This window comes from Sphingopyxis sp. PET50 (assembly GCF_025244705.1).
Lineage (GTDB): Bacteria > Pseudomonadota > Alphaproteobacteria > Sphingomonadales > Sphingomonadaceae > Sphingopyxis.
Map to the genome: position 1 here is coordinate 271,572 of NZ_CP104207.1, position 15,326 is coordinate 286,897.

General features: G+C 66.9%; 14 protein-coding genes, 1 tRNA gene and 5 pseudogenes. 13 read left to right on the top strand and 7 right to left on the bottom strand.

Annotation, left to right across the window (positions count from 1 at the left end):
- Positions 1 to 184: 184 nt before the first annotated feature.
- Positions 185 to 262, bottom strand: a pseudogene (locus N0A20_RS01530) (hypothetical protein); the annotation flags it as partial.
- A 193-nt stretch (positions 263 to 455) separates the two neighbouring features.
- Here N0A20_RS01530 and N0A20_RS01535 point away from each other — a divergent pair.
- The 4 genes from N0A20_RS01535 to N0A20_RS01550 are packed head-to-tail and all read left to right on the top strand — an operon-like array spanning position 456 to position 3,847.
- Positions 456 to 929, top strand: a complete 474-nt coding sequence (locus tag N0A20_RS01535) for a hypothetical protein (RefSeq protein ID WP_260582280.1) — start codon at positions 456 to 458, stop codon at positions 927 to 929.
- A gap of 19 nt (positions 930 to 948) precedes the next feature.
- Positions 949 to 1,596 (top strand): alpha/beta hydrolase, encoded by a 648-nt coding sequence (locus N0A20_RS01540; RefSeq protein ID WP_409574711.1) that lies wholly within the window; start codon positions 949 to 951, stop codon positions 1,594 to 1,596.
- Positions 1,597 to 1,650: 54 nt separating this feature from the next.
- On the top strand, positions 1,651 to 2,256 hold the full coding sequence (locus N0A20_RS01545) for a Plug domain-containing protein (RefSeq protein WP_260582281.1): 606 nt from the start codon (positions 1,651 to 1,653) through the stop codon (positions 2,254 to 2,256).
- Positions 2,147 to 3,847 carry a TonB-dependent receptor gene (locus N0A20_RS01550; protein ID WP_260582282.1) on the top strand — a complete coding sequence of 567 codons (1,701 nt, stop codon included), beginning with the start codon at positions 2,147 to 2,149 and terminating at the stop codon, positions 3,845 to 3,847. The genes N0A20_RS01545 and N0A20_RS01550 overlap by 110 nt, the downstream gene beginning before the upstream one ends.
- A gap of 106 nt (positions 3,848 to 3,953) precedes the next feature.
- Here the strand turns inward: N0A20_RS01550 and N0A20_RS01555 are convergent, their stop codons facing one another.
- The 3 genes from N0A20_RS01555 to N0A20_RS01565 form a co-directional block, all read right to left on the bottom strand.
- Positions 3,954 to 4,442 carry an AAA family ATPase gene (locus N0A20_RS01555; protein WP_260582284.1) on the bottom strand — a complete coding sequence of 163 codons (489 nt, stop codon included), beginning with the start codon at positions 4,440 to 4,442 and terminating at the stop codon, positions 3,954 to 3,956.
- Between the two features lie 181 nt (positions 4,443 to 4,623).
- The gene (locus N0A20_RS01560) at positions 4,624 to 5,958 is read right to left on the bottom strand and encodes an ATP-binding protein (protein ID WP_260582286.1); all 1,335 of its coding nucleotides are present in this window, start codon (positions 5,956 to 5,958) and stop codon (positions 4,624 to 4,626) included.
- Positions 5,955 to 6,629 (bottom strand): response regulator transcription factor, encoded by a 675-nt coding sequence (locus N0A20_RS01565; RefSeq protein ID WP_260582289.1) that lies wholly within the window; start codon positions 6,627 to 6,629, stop codon positions 5,955 to 5,957. Before N0A20_RS01565 ends, N0A20_RS01560 begins: the two co-directional genes overlap by 4 nt.
- Before the next feature lie 324 nt (positions 6,630 to 6,953).
- Here N0A20_RS01565 and N0A20_RS20415 point away from each other — a divergent pair.
- From N0A20_RS20415 to N0A20_RS01600, 7 genes and pseudogenes are all read left to right on the top strand, one after another.
- Positions 6,954 to 7,115 (top strand): annotated as a pseudogene (locus N0A20_RS20415) (hypothetical protein); the annotation flags it as partial.
- Between the two features lie 97 nt (positions 7,116 to 7,212).
- Positions 7,213 to 8,358, top strand: a pseudogene (locus N0A20_RS20420) (TonB-dependent receptor); the annotation flags it as partial.
- Between the two features lie 85 nt (positions 8,359 to 8,443).
- Positions 8,444 to 9,160 (top strand): TonB-dependent receptor domain-containing protein, encoded by a 717-nt coding sequence (locus N0A20_RS01580; RefSeq protein WP_260582291.1) that lies wholly within the window; start codon positions 8,444 to 8,446, stop codon positions 9,158 to 9,160.
- Positions 9,161 to 9,220: 60 nt separating this feature from the next.
- On the top strand, positions 9,221 to 9,901 hold the full coding sequence (locus tag N0A20_RS01585) for a Fe2+-dependent dioxygenase (protein ID WP_260582292.1): 681 nt from the start codon (positions 9,221 to 9,223) through the stop codon (positions 9,899 to 9,901).
- Entirely contained in the window at positions 9,898 to 10,584 is a 687-nt protein-coding gene (locus tag N0A20_RS01590) for an alpha-hydroxy acid oxidase (protein ID WP_260582293.1), read from the top strand. The genes N0A20_RS01585 and N0A20_RS01590 overlap by 4 nt, the downstream gene beginning before the upstream one ends.
- Positions 10,585 to 10,589: 5 nt before the next feature.
- Positions 10,590 to 10,994 carry an alpha-hydroxy acid oxidase gene (locus N0A20_RS01595; protein WP_409574813.1) on the top strand — a complete coding sequence of 135 codons (405 nt, stop codon included), beginning with the start codon at positions 10,590 to 10,592 and terminating at the stop codon, positions 10,992 to 10,994.
- Entirely contained in the window at positions 10,991 to 11,683 is a 693-nt protein-coding gene (locus N0A20_RS01600; RefSeq protein ID WP_260582295.1) for an energy transducer TonB, read from the top strand. The genes N0A20_RS01595 and N0A20_RS01600 overlap by 4 nt, the downstream gene beginning before the upstream one ends.
- Before the next feature lie 343 nt (positions 11,684 to 12,026).
- Here N0A20_RS01600 and N0A20_RS01605 read toward each other — a convergent pair.
- The 3 genes and pseudogenes from N0A20_RS01605 to moaA all read right to left on the bottom strand — a co-directional run bounded on the left by N0A20_RS01605 (position 12,027) and on the right by moaA (position 13,972).
- Positions 12,027 to 12,101 (bottom strand) — tRNA-Asn (locus N0A20_RS01605).
- 63 nt (positions 12,102 to 12,164) lie between these two features.
- Positions 12,165 to 12,935: an NAD kinase gene (locus N0A20_RS01610; protein ID WP_260582296.1), complete on the bottom strand. Its 771-nt coding sequence runs from the start codon at positions 12,933 to 12,935 to the stop codon at positions 12,165 to 12,167.
- 24 nt (positions 12,936 to 12,959) lie between these two features.
- Positions 12,960 to 13,972 (bottom strand): annotated as a pseudogene (gene moaA / locus N0A20_RS01615) (GTP 3',8-cyclase MoaA).
- Positions 13,973 to 14,034: 62 nt separating this feature from the next.
- On the opposite strand from moaA, the pseudogene N0A20_RS01620 reads away from it, so the two are divergent.
- Positions 14,035 to 14,244 (top strand): annotated as a pseudogene (locus N0A20_RS01620) (diguanylate cyclase domain-containing protein); the annotation flags it as partial.
- A 115-nt stretch (positions 14,245 to 14,359) separates the two neighbouring features.
- Positions 14,360 to 15,232 carry an EAL domain-containing protein gene (locus tag N0A20_RS01625; protein WP_260582297.1) on the top strand — a complete coding sequence of 291 codons (873 nt, stop codon included), beginning with the start codon at positions 14,360 to 14,362 and terminating at the stop codon, positions 15,230 to 15,232.
- The last annotated feature ends 94 nt before the right edge of the window (positions 15,233 to 15,326 follow it).

Genomic DNA, 15,326 nt, shown 5'->3' on the forward strand with positions numbered 1-15,326 from the left:
GCGTCTCGCTGCCGCCCGCATGATAGGGGCAGGCGGTGCCCGGATCGAAGGGGAAATCGGGGGCATGGCCGGGGTCGCCATGGCCGATCATCTTGTCGGGCAGGCGATCGGGGAGGCTGGCAGGGACGCGAGTGCCGCGCGTGCTCGTCGTCTCCAGCCAGCCCTGCGCGATCAGTTCGTCATAGGCCGACACCACCGTCTTGCGGTTGACGCCCAGCGACCCCGCAAGCTCGCGGCTGCTCGGCAGGAAGGTGCCGGGCATCAGCTAGGCCGCGCTGAATGTCGCGTATCAGCGCGTGGATGATCCGGGTGCGCAGCGGCTGGCCGGGGTCGTTTGTAGGCTCCGCCGCGAGATCGAGCTTCCAAGGACGCACAATTGGACCCTTCATTCTTTTTAAACTGGCGGTATCTCCTAGTCCAATTGGGCGTAAGTTTCAATCAAGGGAGATCGGAATATGAATCGCATTGCCATTGCCGTCCTGGGCCTCTCCGCAGCACTGGCGTTGCCCGCCGCCGCGCAGGAACCTGCGCCGACGCCGGCCGAAGCCGCGCAGCTCGAACTGCTCGCCCAACCCGAAAGCTGGTTCGTCGAACAGCTTGGCGGCCAGCGCCGCACGATCGACGGCCAGACGCTGGACGCCAAGATCCACTATGCGCTCGAGCTTGCGGCCAGGGCGCCCAGGCCGGGCGGACCGCCGGTCGACCCCGGCGCGACGGTCGAGGGCCGGGCGGCGATGCGCGCCGCGGCCGATCGCTCGTGGACCTTTCGGACCAAGGTCACCGCGCCGATGGCCGACGTGCTCGACCGGTCCGTGCCGGGGCGCGGCGGCGCCATTCCGGTGCGCGTCTATCGCCCGGCGGGCGAGGGTCCGTTCCCCGTTCTCGTCTATTTCCACGGCGGCGGCTGGCTGACCGGCAGCATCGCCTAGCTCCGACCGCGCTGTCCGGTTGATCGCCAACGAGGCGAGGGCGATCGTCGTATCGGTCGAATATCGCCTCGCGCCCGAAAATCCCTATCCGGCCGCGTGGGACGATGCCGAGGACGCCTATGGCTGGGCGCTCGACCATGCGAAAGGCTTTGGCGGCGATCCGGCGATGATGGCGGTCGGCGGCGACAGCGCGGGCGGCAACCTCGCCGTGTCCGTCTCGGCGCGGCGGCTGGCGGCGGGCAAGGCGCCGCCGCTCTACCAGCTTCTCTATTATCCCGCCCTCGATATGGGCCGCGATTATCCGTCGTGGAGGCTGTTCGGCGAAGGCTATGGACTCGATACCGGCTATGCCGACTATGCCGTCGCGCGCGTCTTTCCGGGCCGCGACCTCAAAGATCCGGAAATTTCGCCGATCCGCGCCGCGTCGCTGAAGGGCATGCCCGCGACGATCCTCGCGACCGCCGGTTTCGACATCCTGCGCGACGCGGGCCGCGCCTATGCCGCGCGGCTCGAGCGCGAGGGGGTCAGCGTGATCTACCTCAACTACGCCTCGTTGAACCACAGTTTCCTGCAGGCATCGGGCGTCGTCGCCGACGCCGAACGCGCCGCGACCGACACCGCCAGCATCTTCGGCACCGCCATCCGCAGCCGTGCCGCAAAGCCATAACCAGAGGGGGACAGACATGACCAAATATCGGCATTTCCACACGGGAGCCGCGCTGTGCGCGACGGCCTTCCTGCTCGCCGCCGCGCGCGGCGCGGGGGCAGGACGCCGGCATGCGGCTCCGCCGCGGACGAAGAGGAAAGCGGCATCATCGTGGTGACCGCGCAGCGGCGCGAGGAGCGGCTGATCGACGTGCCCGCCTCGGTCACCGCCATCGGCCAGGACCGCATCCAGGCGACCGGCGCGCAGGATGTCGGCGACCTCGGCTCCTATGTGCCCAACGTCGTCATCGCCGACGGCACCGGGCTCGGCTCGGCGGTTGCGATCCGCGGCGTCGGGTCGAACAGCCGCAACATCGGCTTCGACAGCCGCGTCGGCGTCTATCTCGACGGCGTCTATCTGGGCCAGTCGCCCGCGATGAACCAGCAGCTCGTCGACATCGAGCGCGTCGAGGTGCTGCGCGGACCGCAGGGCGCCTTGTTCGGCAAGAACACCGTCGCCGAGCGCGATCAACCTGGTTACCGCCAAGCCGACCGACGAATTTTCGGCCTATGTGAGTGGTCGCTACGGCAATTACGATGCCTGGGCGCTGACCGGACGCGTCAATGTGCCGCTCGCCGACGGCGTGGCGGTGAAGCTGTCGGCTTCGCGCAACAAGCGTGACGGCTTTATCCTCAACCTCGTCGACGGCAAGCGCGGCGACGATATCGACAATTGGGCCTGGCGCGGCCAGCTCCGCGTCGATGCGACTCCCAATCTGCAATTCCTGCTGACCGGCGACGGGCTGATCGGCAACGAGCATGGCAGCGGCGGCAACGTCCTTACCAACACGCTGGGCAACGCGACCGACACGCTGGCGCCGGGGCGGCGCGAGATCGCGGTCAGCCGGGTCCAGACCAACGACCGGCGTCTGTGGGGCCTGGCGTTCGACGCGACCTATGATTTCGACAGTGGCCATGCGCTGAAGTCGCAGACCTCTTATCGCTATACGAAGTTCCGTTCGATCATCGACCCCGACTATTCGCCCGCCGACATCTTCTATGTCGACTTCCAGGACCGCTACAAACAGTTCATCGAGGAAGTACAGCTCGTGTCGCCGGCGGGCCAGCCGCTCGAATATCTCGCCGGCATCTATTATTACCAGACCGACGCGGATTCGAACCGCACCGCATTGACCGGCAGCCAGGGTTTTCTGCTGCTGGGGTCGCCGAACAATGCGCGGCTGCCGACGATCGGTAGGGTGTTCACCCGCAACATCGCCTTCTATGCCAATGTCACCTATGACATCCTGCCGCAGCTCGAACTCGGCGTCGGCTTCCGCCTGTCGCGCGAGACGAAGGATGCGACCTTCTCGATCGACGGAACGACGATCCCCGCGATCGGCCTCGCGACCGGCAATTTCGCCGACAAGCGCACCGACAAGGATTTCTCGCCCAGCGTCACGCTGACCTATAAGGTGACGCCCGAGATTTCGGCCTATGCCCGCTATGCCGAAGGCTACAAGAGCGGCGGCTACAACCTCGACTTCATCAGTCAGGCGACATTCCCGAACGGGATCGAGTTCGACAAGGAAACGGTCAAGAATTATGAGGTCGGGATCAAGGGATCGGTCGTCGGCGGCAGGCTGACCTTCGCGCTCGCGGGCTTCATCGCCGACTATCAGGATTATCAGATCAACCAGTTCCGCGATCTCGGCGGCGGGCGCAGCGCGATCGTGATCGGCAATGCGGCGACGGTGAAAACCAAGGGCATCGAATTTGAGACCACGGCGCGGCCTGCGCGCGGATTGACCCTGGCAGGCGGTATCGGCTTCGTCGAGGCCGATTACGACAATCTTCCGGTCAACCCGACGACGATCGTAAGCGGCAAACTGCCGAACGCTCCGGACGTCCAGGCGAGCGGTTCGATCGACTATGAGACCGCCCTCGGGAGCAGCGGGCTGATGCTGCGCGGCAATTTCACCTACACCTATCGCGGCAAATATTTCTCCGATATCGAGAATAGGCGGCAGATCATCGTCGGCTCGCCGACCGGCCCAACGGCCCTGAAAGTGGGCCCGGCCGGCGATTTCGGCTATGGCGATGCCCGGCTCGCGCTAGGGACCGAGAATGGCCGATGGGAGATTGCGCTCTACGGGCGCAACATCTTCGACAAGACTTATGTCGAGGGCTATGAGCGCGACTTCTTCGGGACGATCATCGAAGGGCTGGGCGACCCGCGCACCTATGGTGTGGAAGCGACGCTGCGTTTCTGAAAGCGGACGAGGCGGCAAGATCCGTCCCGTTTCGCACCTGAAAACCCGACGTTCCGCTTCCGGCCAATTCCAGTTGTGGATACCGGCCCGCCAAGCCATCTGTAGATCATATGCATTTGGAAAGAATGTCATCAACGACTTGGCTAACCGGCACGGTCGCGTCAATTCCAACCGCGTTGCTGGGAACGTCCGCACGCGTTTCATGCAGCCGCATGATCATCGCTCTTTGCGGCGGAGTCCCACCCCACTCGCTTGATGGTCTGTTGGTGAGACGTTGATGCAGGGTGTCCCTATCGATCTCAAGAACGAATATCTGATCGAACAGATCAATGAAACGCTCGAAGTTGCGGGAGCCGCCGCAGAAGAAAGAGACGGCATGACGCTGGTCGCCCGCCATGTTCCTGACCTTCGCGACGTCCCAAATATGATGCTCGTGCGCGAGGCCATCAAGCGGTTCGCCGGTACGTGGGTCGCCTTGGTAGGCTAACTCACGGTCACCGTGAATGGCGTGATAGCCGCGTCGTTCCAGTTCTTCGCAGACCGACGTTTTGCCGGTCCCTGAAACGCCTTCGATCAGATAGTTTCTGATTCCCATTAAGTGAATCCGGATTGCCGGGAGAGCTTTTACGAATAGCACATGCAGCTTGATATGTCCGCAATCGGTCGCTTTGCGTCGTCGCGGCCCGTTCGATATCGAAAGCCCGCTTTCCTCGGTTTCCACCCCAAAAAGCTGCCGATCCGCTGTCGGTCCAAAGGAAGACTTCGAGCGGATTCCTTCAAATATGGTCCTCGAGCGGTGTATTGCAGTTCGTCGTCCACGGCAGCTCGATAGTGACACGCAGGCCGCCTTCGGCGCGGTTCTGGAGCGATATCGCGCCGTCGAGGCGGCCGACAAGCTGCCGCGCGATCGCCAAACCAAGCCCGGCGCCGCCGGTGTGGCGGCTGCGCGATGCATCGAGGCGCGTAAAGGGTGCGAAGACCGACTCAAGTTCCGATTCGGGGATGCCCGGACCATCGTCGTCCACGGTGATGACGATCGCATGCGGCGGTGAAGACAGAGTCACGGCCGCATTCCCCGCGTGGCGCGTGGCATTCTGGACGATGTTGCGGACCAGCCGCTTCAGCTTCAGCGGCCGGGTGACGCTTTCCAGCCGGTCGGGGCCGTCATAGGTCACCGCATCGCCCGCATCGCGCGCCTCGTCGACCACGGTCATCACGATCGAGGCAATGTCCGCCTGTTGCTCCTTTTCGGGGTCGTTGCCGCGCAGATAATCGAGCACCGAGGTGACGAAAGCCTCCATCTCCCGCACATCCTGCTCCAGCGCCGCGCGCGTTTCGGCATCCTCGACCGTCGAAGCGTTGAGCCGCAGCCGCGCGAGCGGGGTGCGCAGGTCGTGGGACATCGCGGCGAGCGATTGCAGCTTGTCGCGGACATGGCCCAGCAGCCGCGTCTGCATCCGGTCGAAGGCGGCCGCCACCTGCCGCACTTCGCGCGGTCCCTCGACGCTGATCGGGACCGCCTCGTCGCGACCGACGCGTTCGGCCGCCTTCGCGATCTGAGCGAGCGGCCGGGCGATCATCCGGCCGAACAGCAGCGCGAGCAGGACGACGCACAGGATCAGCAACAGGACCGACGCGGTATAATGATAAAGCTGCGAGTGGCCCTCGAAATAGTCTTCCGACCGGAAGGCGAGCCAGCCGCCGTCGCCGAGCCGCACCGTGCCGTGCAGGGCGTCGCCCTCGCGCGCCGCGCGAAGGCCCATGCGCCCGAGCCGCGGCTGCGCGGCGACGATCCGTTCGACGATTTCGGGATCGCCGACGTCGCCTTGCGCGATGTCGCGTGGCGGAGGCGCCGCGGTCCGCACGATGTGCAGACGCGGCTCCCACATGGCGTTCATCCGCTCGATCGCGTCGGGCCGGGTGCCGATGAATTCGTCGGCGAACTGCAGCCAGTCCGCCAGCCGCTGCGCGCGGCCGCGCTCCATGCGCGCCGATTCGACCCGGTCGAAGATGATCTCGCCGCCGACGAACTGGATCAGCAGCGCCGCGAACAGCGCCACCGCGATCCGGGCGCGCAGCCCGTCGAGCCAGGCGAAGCGGCGCGGCGTCAAGCGCGCTCGACCGCCGCGGTGAAGATATAGCCGACGCCGCGCACCGTGCGGATCAGCTCGCGCCGCTCCTCGTCGCCGAGCTTGCGGCGCAGGCGGCAGATATGGACGTCGATCGTCCGGTCGGACGCGTTTCCGAGCCGCGAGCGCGACATCTCGAGCAGCGGCTCGCGCCCGATGACGCGCTGCGGATGTTCGAGCAGCGCGAGCAGCAGGTCATATTCGGCGCCCGACAGTTCGACACGCGCGCCCGATGGCGCGAACAGCTGCCGCTGCGGCAGGTCGACGGCCCAATCGCCGAAGCGCAGCTGCCGCACGCGCGGTGCCGCCGGGGCCGGAGCGATATGCGCGCGCCGCAGCATCGCGCGGACCCGGGCCAGGAGTTCGCTGTCGCCAAAGGGCTTGGCGATATAATCGTCGGCGCCCAGCTCGAGTCCCGTCACCTTGTCGGCCTCGTCGCCGCGGGCGCTGATCATGATCACGGGCACCGGATTGTCGTGACGCAGCCGCAGGTCGCGGCAGATGTCGAAACCGCTGATTCCCGGCATCATCACGTCGAGCAGGATCAGGTCGACATCCTGCTCCGTCAGGATGGTCATGATGGAATAGCCGTCGGGTGCGCTGAGGCAATGAAAGCCGTTTGTACGCAAGACCTTGAGCAGGGCGGCGCGCATGCCGGGATCGTCGTCGACGATCAGGATCGTTGCCGTACTGGCTATCTGCCGACAGAGCTGCCGCGGACATCGGCGAATTATTGCTGCTTTGTTGCGTAAGCATTTTCTATTTTTGCGCGGTTTCGTCCATCGTTGACAGCCGATCCGCATACCCCCCTTAGGCGCCGTTGAGATTGCGACTGATTATCATTCCTAAGGGGGTAATGCAAAGTGACCGAGAAGACCAGTATCGACCGCCTGTCGGGACAGCCCGCCGTTTCGGCCTCGCCGAGCGCGCTGCTCGCGCTCGCCGGGATCGGCCTGATGGCCGGTGCCAGCCCCGCGATGGCACAGGAAGAGCCGCGCCTGGGCGGCGTCATCGTGACCGACACGGCGATCGACGACAGCTATACCCGCGCCGAGACCGAGTCAGCCAAGGCGACCGCGCCGCTGCTCGACACGCCGCAGACGGTGAGCGTCATCCCGCAGGAACTGATCCGCGACCGCGCCGCGCGCACGCTGTCCGAAGTGCTGCGCAACACGCCGGGGATCAGCTTCAACGCCGAGCGAGAACGGTTTCGGCACCTCGACCAACAACTTCACCCTGCGCGGTTTCGACACCAGCGGCAGCGTGTTCGTCGACAACGCCCGCGATTCGGGCAGCTACGCCCGCGACGTCTTCAACATCGAATCGGTCGAGGTGGTGAAGGGCGCGGATGCCGGCAACGGCCGCGGCAGCGCCGGCGGCTATGTCAACATCAACACCAAGAAGCCGACGCTCGACGCCTTCGTGTCGGGTGACGCCAGCTTCGGTTTCGACCAATATGACAGCAAGTCGCGGCTGCGTGGGTCGATCGACGTCAACCAGCCGATCGGCGGCACCGCGGCGGTCCGCCTCAACGCCGTCGTCGAGGACAGCGGCGTTCCGGGCCGCGAGCTGGCGAAGAACAAGCTGTGGGGCGTCGCGCCGTCGGTCGCGGTCGGCCTCGGTACCGACCTGCGCGTCATCCTGTCGTGGGAGCATGTCGAGCGCGACGACCGGCCCGACTGGGGTGTGCCCGCCGCGACGATCCCCGGGCTGTTCCGCTACAACGCCGCGACCGCGGGAGCCCCGCGCGACGCTTTCTACGGTCTCGTCACCGACTTCGACGATTCGACCAGCGATTCGGTGTTCGGCCGGATCGAATATGAACCGTTCGACGGCTTCGTCGTCGCCAACCAGACGCGCTGGTCGCGGGTCGATCGCACAGCGCGCTTCACCATCCCGACCGGTTTCACGGCGCCCGCCACGGCCGGAACGAGCACCCAATTCTACGACCGCGTCAACAAGAGCCTGACCAACCTGACCTCGCTCAACGCCGAGTTCGACACCGGCGGCCTTCGCCACTCGGTCGCCGCGGGCGTCGAGCTGACCTGGGAAAAGTCGGACGCGCTGCGCTTCGGCGCCGCCGTGCCGGCGTCGGGCAACGCCAATTTGTTCGACCCCGACCCGCGCCGCGCCGGGGCCGCGCCGCTCAATCCGACCCAGGTCGCGACCGCCGATGTCGAGACCTTCGGCGTCTATCTCTACGACACCATCTCGATCGGCGAACAGCTGCAGATCAGTGGCGGCATCCGCGGCGAGGGCTATCGCGTCGAGCTGGGCAGTGAGACCGTCGCGGGCGCGCCGAACGGCGGATTCGACGGCTTCCGCCAGTCGCCCTTCACCTGGGGCGGCAAGGTCGGACTGAACTGGAAGCCGGTCGAAAACGCCAGCATCTATGCCTCCTTCGGCACATCGGCGCTGCCGCCGGGTTCCTATCTCTCCAACCCCGACATCTCGCGCGAGGGCGACAATGCCTTCCCCGGCCTCGTCGCCGAGCGCGAAGCTCGTCCGCTCGCACAATTACGAGATCGGCGCCAAGGTCGACCTGTTCGACGGCGGCCTGTCGCTGGCGCTCGCGGGTTTCCGCGGCGAAAAGCGCAACGTGCCCGTTGTCGGCCGCCCCGCCGCGGCGGGCGCCAACAGCCTGCAGGGCTATCAGAAGCTGATCGCCGAGGGCGTCGAGTTCAGCGCGAGCGGCCAGATCACCCCCGACTGGAACATCTTCGGCGGCGTGCTCGTCATGGACAGCAAGCGCAAGATCAGCGACGCGCTGGAGGCCGCATTGGGCTTCGGCAACCCGGGCGACTATAGCGCCGATTTCCCGGCTTCGGGACTCAGCGGCGACCGGCTCGCCTTCACGCCCAATTTTCAGGCGACGCTGTGGACCAGCTACCGGCTGCCCTTCGGCCTGACCGTCGGCGGCGGCGTCCAGCATGTCGGATCGTCCTTCCTCGGCCGCCCCGACGATGCGCTGCGGGTGATCCCCAACGGCATCTTCGGCAAGCTGCCCTCCTACACGCTGATCAATGCGATGATCTCCTATGATGTGACCGAGAATATCGATATCCGGCTCAACATCGACAATATTGCTAATGAGAAGTATGCGCTGACGACCAACTGGAACGGCACGCGTGCCAGCCTGGGGGCGCCGCGTTCCTATCTGATCAGCGCGGGCTTCCGCTTCTGATGAAGGGGTGACGCCTTGCGCCGCCCGGCGGACCGGGCGGCAGAGGGGCGGAGACAGGCAATGTTGATCGAGATTCCGGCCCTATTCTCACCCGAGGAGACGGCCGGAATCCGTGCCCGGCTGGAAAGCGCGGTCTGGCGCGATGGCGCCGGGACCGCGGGGCATGTCGCCGCGCGCGCCAAGACCAATTTGCAGCTCGCCGACGACGACCCGCTCGGGGCCGAGATCGGCGCGGCGATCGTCGAGCGGCTCGCGGCGACGCCGCGTTTCATCGCCGCGGCGCTGCCGCTGCGCATCCTGCCGCCGCGCTTCAACTGCTATGCGGGCGGCGGCGCCTATGGCCGCCATATCGACAGCGCGATCTTCAGCGCCCCCGGAACGCGCGAGCGGGTGCGCAGCGACCTGTCGGCGACGCTCTTCCTCAGCGACCCCGCCAGCTATGAGGGCGGCGAACTGGTCGCCGAATTCGGTGCGGTGCGCCAGCCGGTCAAGCTCGGCGCCGGGTCGCTCCTGCTCTATCCCGCCAATTCGCTGCATCAGGTGACGCCGGTGACGCGCGGCACGCGGCTCGCCGCTTTCTTCTGGGTGCAGAGCCTGGTGCGCGACCAGGCGCAGCGGTCGATGCTGCTCGACCTCGACGACAGCATCCAGGCGCTCGCCGCGCGCGATGCCGCGGACCCCGAGATCGTGCGGCTGACCGGCCTCTACCACAATCTGCTGCGCGAATGGTCGGAGACATGACGCTGCCGCCGCTCGAACGCGTGCCGCCGCACGTCGCCGCGATCGCCGATTATGGGGCGCTGGCGCGCGAGCGGCTGTCGGATGCCGCCTGGGCCTATTTCGCGGGCGGCGCGGGCGACGAATGGACGCTGCGCGAAAATCAGGCGGCGTTCGACCGCCTGCCGCTGCGGACGCGCGTGCTGCGCGACCTGTCGCGGGCGACGACGCGCACCAGCCTGCTGGGCAGCGAGTTCGCCGCGCCAATCCTGCTCGCGCCGGTGGCGTTCCAGCGCATGGCGCATTCCGACGGCGAACTGGCGACGGTGCTCGCGGCCGGGGCGACCGGGCTGCCGATGGTGGTCAGCACGCAGGCGAGCCTCGATCTCGAAACGATCGCGGAACAGGCGTCGGCGCCGCTGTGGTTCCAGCTCTATATCCAGCCCGACCGCGATTTCACCGAAGCATTGGTGCGCCGCGCCGAACGGGCCGGCTATCGCGCGCTCGTCGTCACGGTCGACGCGCCGGTGAACGGCATGCGGCACCGCGAACAGCGCGCCAGTTTCGCCCTCCCGCCGGGGGTGGAGGCGGTGAACCTGAAGGGCATGCGCGGCCTGCCCCCCCGCCACCCGAGGCCCTGCTGTTCGGCACCCCGCTCGCGGCCGCCGCGCCGGGGTGGGAGGCGATCGACTGGCTGCGCTCCCTGACCAGGCTGCCGGTCCTGCTCAAGGGCATCGTCGACCCCGACGACGCGCGCCGCGCGCTCGCGGCGGGGGTCGACGGCCTCATCGTGTCCAATCACGGCGGCCGCACGCTCGACGGCGTCGCGGGCGCGATCGACCTGCTGCCGCCGGTCGTCGAGGCCGTCGCCGGGGCGGTGCCGGTGCTGGTCGACGGGGGAATCCGGCGCGGCACCGATGTGCTGCGCGCGCTGGCGCTGGGGGCCAGCGCAGTGCTCGTCGGCCGCGCCTATATCTTCGCGCTCGCCGCCGCCGGCGTCGCGGGGGTCGCGCACGCGCTGCGCCTGCTGCGCGCCGAGCTCGAACTCGCGATGGCGCTGACCGGCTGCTCCGATATCGCCGCGATCGACCGTTCGGTCCTGGCGCCGCGCGCATGATGCACGGCCGTATCGCCCGCCCCGGCGCCGCGCCGCCGTCCTCGCGCTACGAGGGGCATCGCGGCCTCGACCCCGTCGCGTCGGCGCTCGTCCTCCTGATCACCGCGGGCCTGCTGTTCCTTCTCACCGCCTATCGCGGCCAGCCCGAGGCCAAGCGCGTCGAACATCGGATCGAAGTCGTGAACCTCGACATCGCGCCGCCGCCGCCCCCGCCGCCCCCGCCGGCAACGCCGCCGCCGCCGCGCACGCCGCCGCCCGTCGCGGCCTTCGTGCCGCCCCCGCTCGTCCCGATCCCTTCACCTTCGGCGCCGCCGGTCCAGGCGCAGCCCGACCCGGTTCCGGCCGAACCGGTCGCCAGCCCCGAACCGGCGAAGGCATCCGCCGCGCTGGTTTCGGCTCGGCCGGTGTCCGCCGGTGACCTTTCGGCATCGATGATCCATGCCCCGCCACCGCGCTATCCGCGCGAATCGCGCCGGCTGCGCGAGCAGGGGACGGTCGTGCTGAGCGTGCTGCTGGCAAGCGATGGAACGGTCGCGGATATCGGCGTCGCAAAGAGCAGCGGGCATCGCCGCCTCGACGATGCGGCGCTCGCGGCGGTGCGGAAATGGCGCTGGCGCCCCACGATGCGGCAGGGCGTCGCGGTGCAGGTCCGTGGGTCGGTCGAAATACCGTTTGTCCTGACCGGTTAGCTGTTCGGGCCCGACTGTCGGAGGTTGCAGAACACGGAGCGCCTAACGGCCGCTTTCTCAAGATTTCTCCCAAGAACGGACTTTCAGCTGTCGGCCATTTCCGGAAGGATGCGATAAGCCTGTTCAACACAGGTTGGGGCGGGCGTGCACAGGCGCCTTGGCGGGGTCGGGGGACGCCTTGCGGAGTAGCTCAAACCCCGGATCGGATTCGAACTTTTAGAGTCGAGTAATTTCTATTTAAATTAAGTTGTTATAGAAATTCGGAAGAACGGTCCCTAACCGATCTGGTACATCATGACGCAAAAATGCAGATCCCCTAGGGAAGCTGCGTTGCGTGAGAGTATGGCTCCCCGGGTAGGATTCGAACCTACGACCGATCGATTAACAGTCGATTGCTCTACCGCTGAGCTACCGAGGAACAGTCCGCCGTGGCGGACGAGGCGGCTCCTTTGCCGCCGTGCGGAGCATTTTGCAAGCCCCTTCAGACGATAAATTGTTCCATCGCGATGCGCTCGTCGAGGCCCTGGTCGGGATCGAACAAGAGGGTCAGCGGGCGGCTGCGGTCGGTGGTGACCAATACCGTCTTCACGTCGCGGATCTCGCGCTGGTCGGCGACCGCGCTGACGGGCCGCTTGGCGGCCTCGCGGACGTTGAAGCGGATGCTGGTCGATTCGGGGACGAGCGCGCCGCGCCAGCGCCGCGGGCGGAAGGGGCTGATCGGCGTCAGCGCCAGCATCTGCGATTCGAGCGGCAGGATCGGGCCATTGGCGCTGAGATTATAGGCGGTCGATCCGGCCGGAGTGGACACGAGGACGCCGTCGCACGCCAGTTCCTCCAGCATCGACTTTTCGTTGATCAGCACTTCGAGCTTCGCCGCCTGGCGCGTTTCGCGCAGCAGCGAGATTTCGTTGATCGCGGGCAATATGTGCCGCTCGCCGCTGATCGTCGTGATGTCGCCCGAAAGCGGATGGATCAGATAGGGGCGCGCGGCGGCGAGCCGCTCGATCAGCCCCTCGACGCGGAATTCGTTCATCAGGAAACCGATCGTGCCGCGGTTCATGCCGAACACCGGCATCGACCGGCGCTGGTCGAGCAGCTGGTGCAGCATATGGAGCAGGAATCCGTCGCCGCCGAGCACGATCAAGAGGTCGGCCTCATTCAAGTCGACGAAATCGTAAAGCGGGCGGAGCTCGGCCTCGGCCTCCAGCCCCGCGGGCGCGTTGGACGCGACAAGCGCGATCTTGCGATGCATGTTGGTCCCCCAGGGAGCGGGGTCCTACCCGCCCGTTGCACTCATATGACGCGCGACCGCCGGTTTGGACTTTCGTTCGATATGAAAGTCATGGGCGCGGGGTTTGCCAGCCAATGCGCCGTCAATCAAGCCATCGACTGCAGCCGCGCCGCCTTCTCGCAGCGCGGCGCGCAGGTCGACATGGTCGTCGCGCCCCAGGCACATATAGATGCGGCCCTCGACGGTCAGGCGGATGCGGTTGCAGGTCGAGCAGAAATTGTCGCTGAGCGGGGTGATGAGGCCGAGCGTCACCGGGCTGTCCTCGACCGCGAAATAGCGCGCCGGACCGCCGGTCTTCTTGTCGATGGGGAAAATTGCCCGTTCGGCGCGCAGCGGGGCGATGAAGGCGTGGAGCGGAATATAATGGTCGCTGCGGTCGGCCTCGACCTCGCCCAACGGCATGGTTTCGATCAGGGTGAGGTCGCAGCCGTTGGCGGCGCACCAATCGAGCATCGGCAGCAACTGATCCGCGTTCAGCCCGGCGAGCGCGACCATGTTGATCTTGACCGCGAGGCCCGCGGCCTGCGCCGCGGCGATACCCTTCAGCGCGACCGACAGGTTGCCGACGCGGGTGATATGGCGAAAGGCGGCGGGGTCGAGGGTGTCGAGGCTGACATTGATACGGCGAACGCCGAGCTGCGGCGAGCATCGGCGCATGGTCCGCCAGCCGCATTGCATTGGTGGTCAGCGTCAGTTCGTCGAGGCCGCGCCCGATGAGCTTGCCGAGCTGAGCCAACGAGCGTGTCGATGCCGCGCCTGACCAGCGGCTCGCCGCCGGTCAGGCGGATGCGGCGGATGCCGCGCGCGACGAATCGTTCGGCGAGTTCGGCCATTTCCTCGATGCTGAGCACCGCCGCCTTGGAGAGGAATGTCATATCCTCGGCCATGCAATAGCGGCAGCGGAGGTCGCAGCGATCGGTGACCGACAGGCGCAGATAGTCGATCCGGCGGCCGTGGCCGTCGGTCAGGGGCGCGGGAGAAGGCAGCGGAGCGGCCATTGTCTTCGATTGTGATGCAAAAGACAGGGGATTGGCAAGCAATGCCTGCTATGGCCGCGCCGATGAATCGCATAGTTGACACATTTGCTGCGGCCGTGAGCCATCTCGAAGCATTGCACCAGCGCCACGACGCCGACATCGGCGTCATTCTGGTCCAGGTCGATCAGCTCTCGCGGATCAACAACAGCGCGGGCACCGAAGCGGGCGACGCGGTGCTCGAGGAAATCGCGCGGCGGCTCGAGAATTTCGCCGACGACGAGTTCGGGCGCGGCTCGCACGTCGACCGGCTCGACGGGCCGCGTTTCCTGATCGTCGCCGGCGGCTGCGCTGTCGATCGGCGCCTTGCGGGCGCAGGAGCGCGCGCTGCATGTCGCGCTTGCCGAACCGATGGTCGGCGACCCCAACGGGCGGCTCGCGATCCGGATCGCGGCGGCGCAGATCGTCCGCGAGGAATCGGTCGCCGAGCAGCTGCGCACGGCCAGCGACCAGCTCGCGCGTCCGGCGTCGGCGCGTGACGGAGCAATGGTCAAGGCGGCACTGTCGGCGGGCGAGGTCGTGATCTTCTATCAGCCGCAATATGACGTCGCGACCGGGGCGATGACCGGGGTGGAGGCGCTGCTCCGCTGGCAGCACCCCGAACTCGGCCTGCTCGGCGCGGGCGCGCTGGTGACGGCGGCGCGCGCGGCGCGCATGGAGTGCGAGCTGACCGAACAGGCGCATCGCGTGGCGCTCGCCGAAATGGCGAAGTGGCCGAAGCCGCTGTCGAAGCTGCGCGTGTCGCTGAACATCACGGCGGCCGACCTCGGCGATCCCGATTTCGCCGATCGCTTTGCTGCGATGGCCAAAAAGACGGGGGTCGATCCCGACCGGCTGACGCTCGAACTCACCGAACAGGCGATGCTGAGCGACCCGGCGAGCGCGGCGGAGCAACTCGCGCGCATCCGGGCGCTGGGCTGCGCGATCGCGATCGACGATTTCGGCACGGGCTATTCCAGCCTGTCGCTGCTCGCGCGGCTGCCGATCGATTATCTCAAGATCGACAGCGGTTTCACCCGCAGCCTCGACGGCAGCGACCGCGACCGCATCGTCGTGCGCGCGATCGTCGATCTGGCGCGCGCGCTTGGGCTGCTGGTGGTCGCCGAAGGAATCGAGAATGAGGCGCAGCTCGCGCGGCTGGCCGAACTGGGGGTCGCAACGTGGCAGGGGTTTCTGAAATCGGGGCCGGTGCCGGGGGATGAGCTTCTCGCTTTGATGCAATAGCCTCTGTCATTGCGATCCCGGTGAAAGCCGGGACAAGCAATCCAGGGCGGTTTACGCGACTCTGGATTGCCGCGCGGCTTCGCCGCTCGCAATG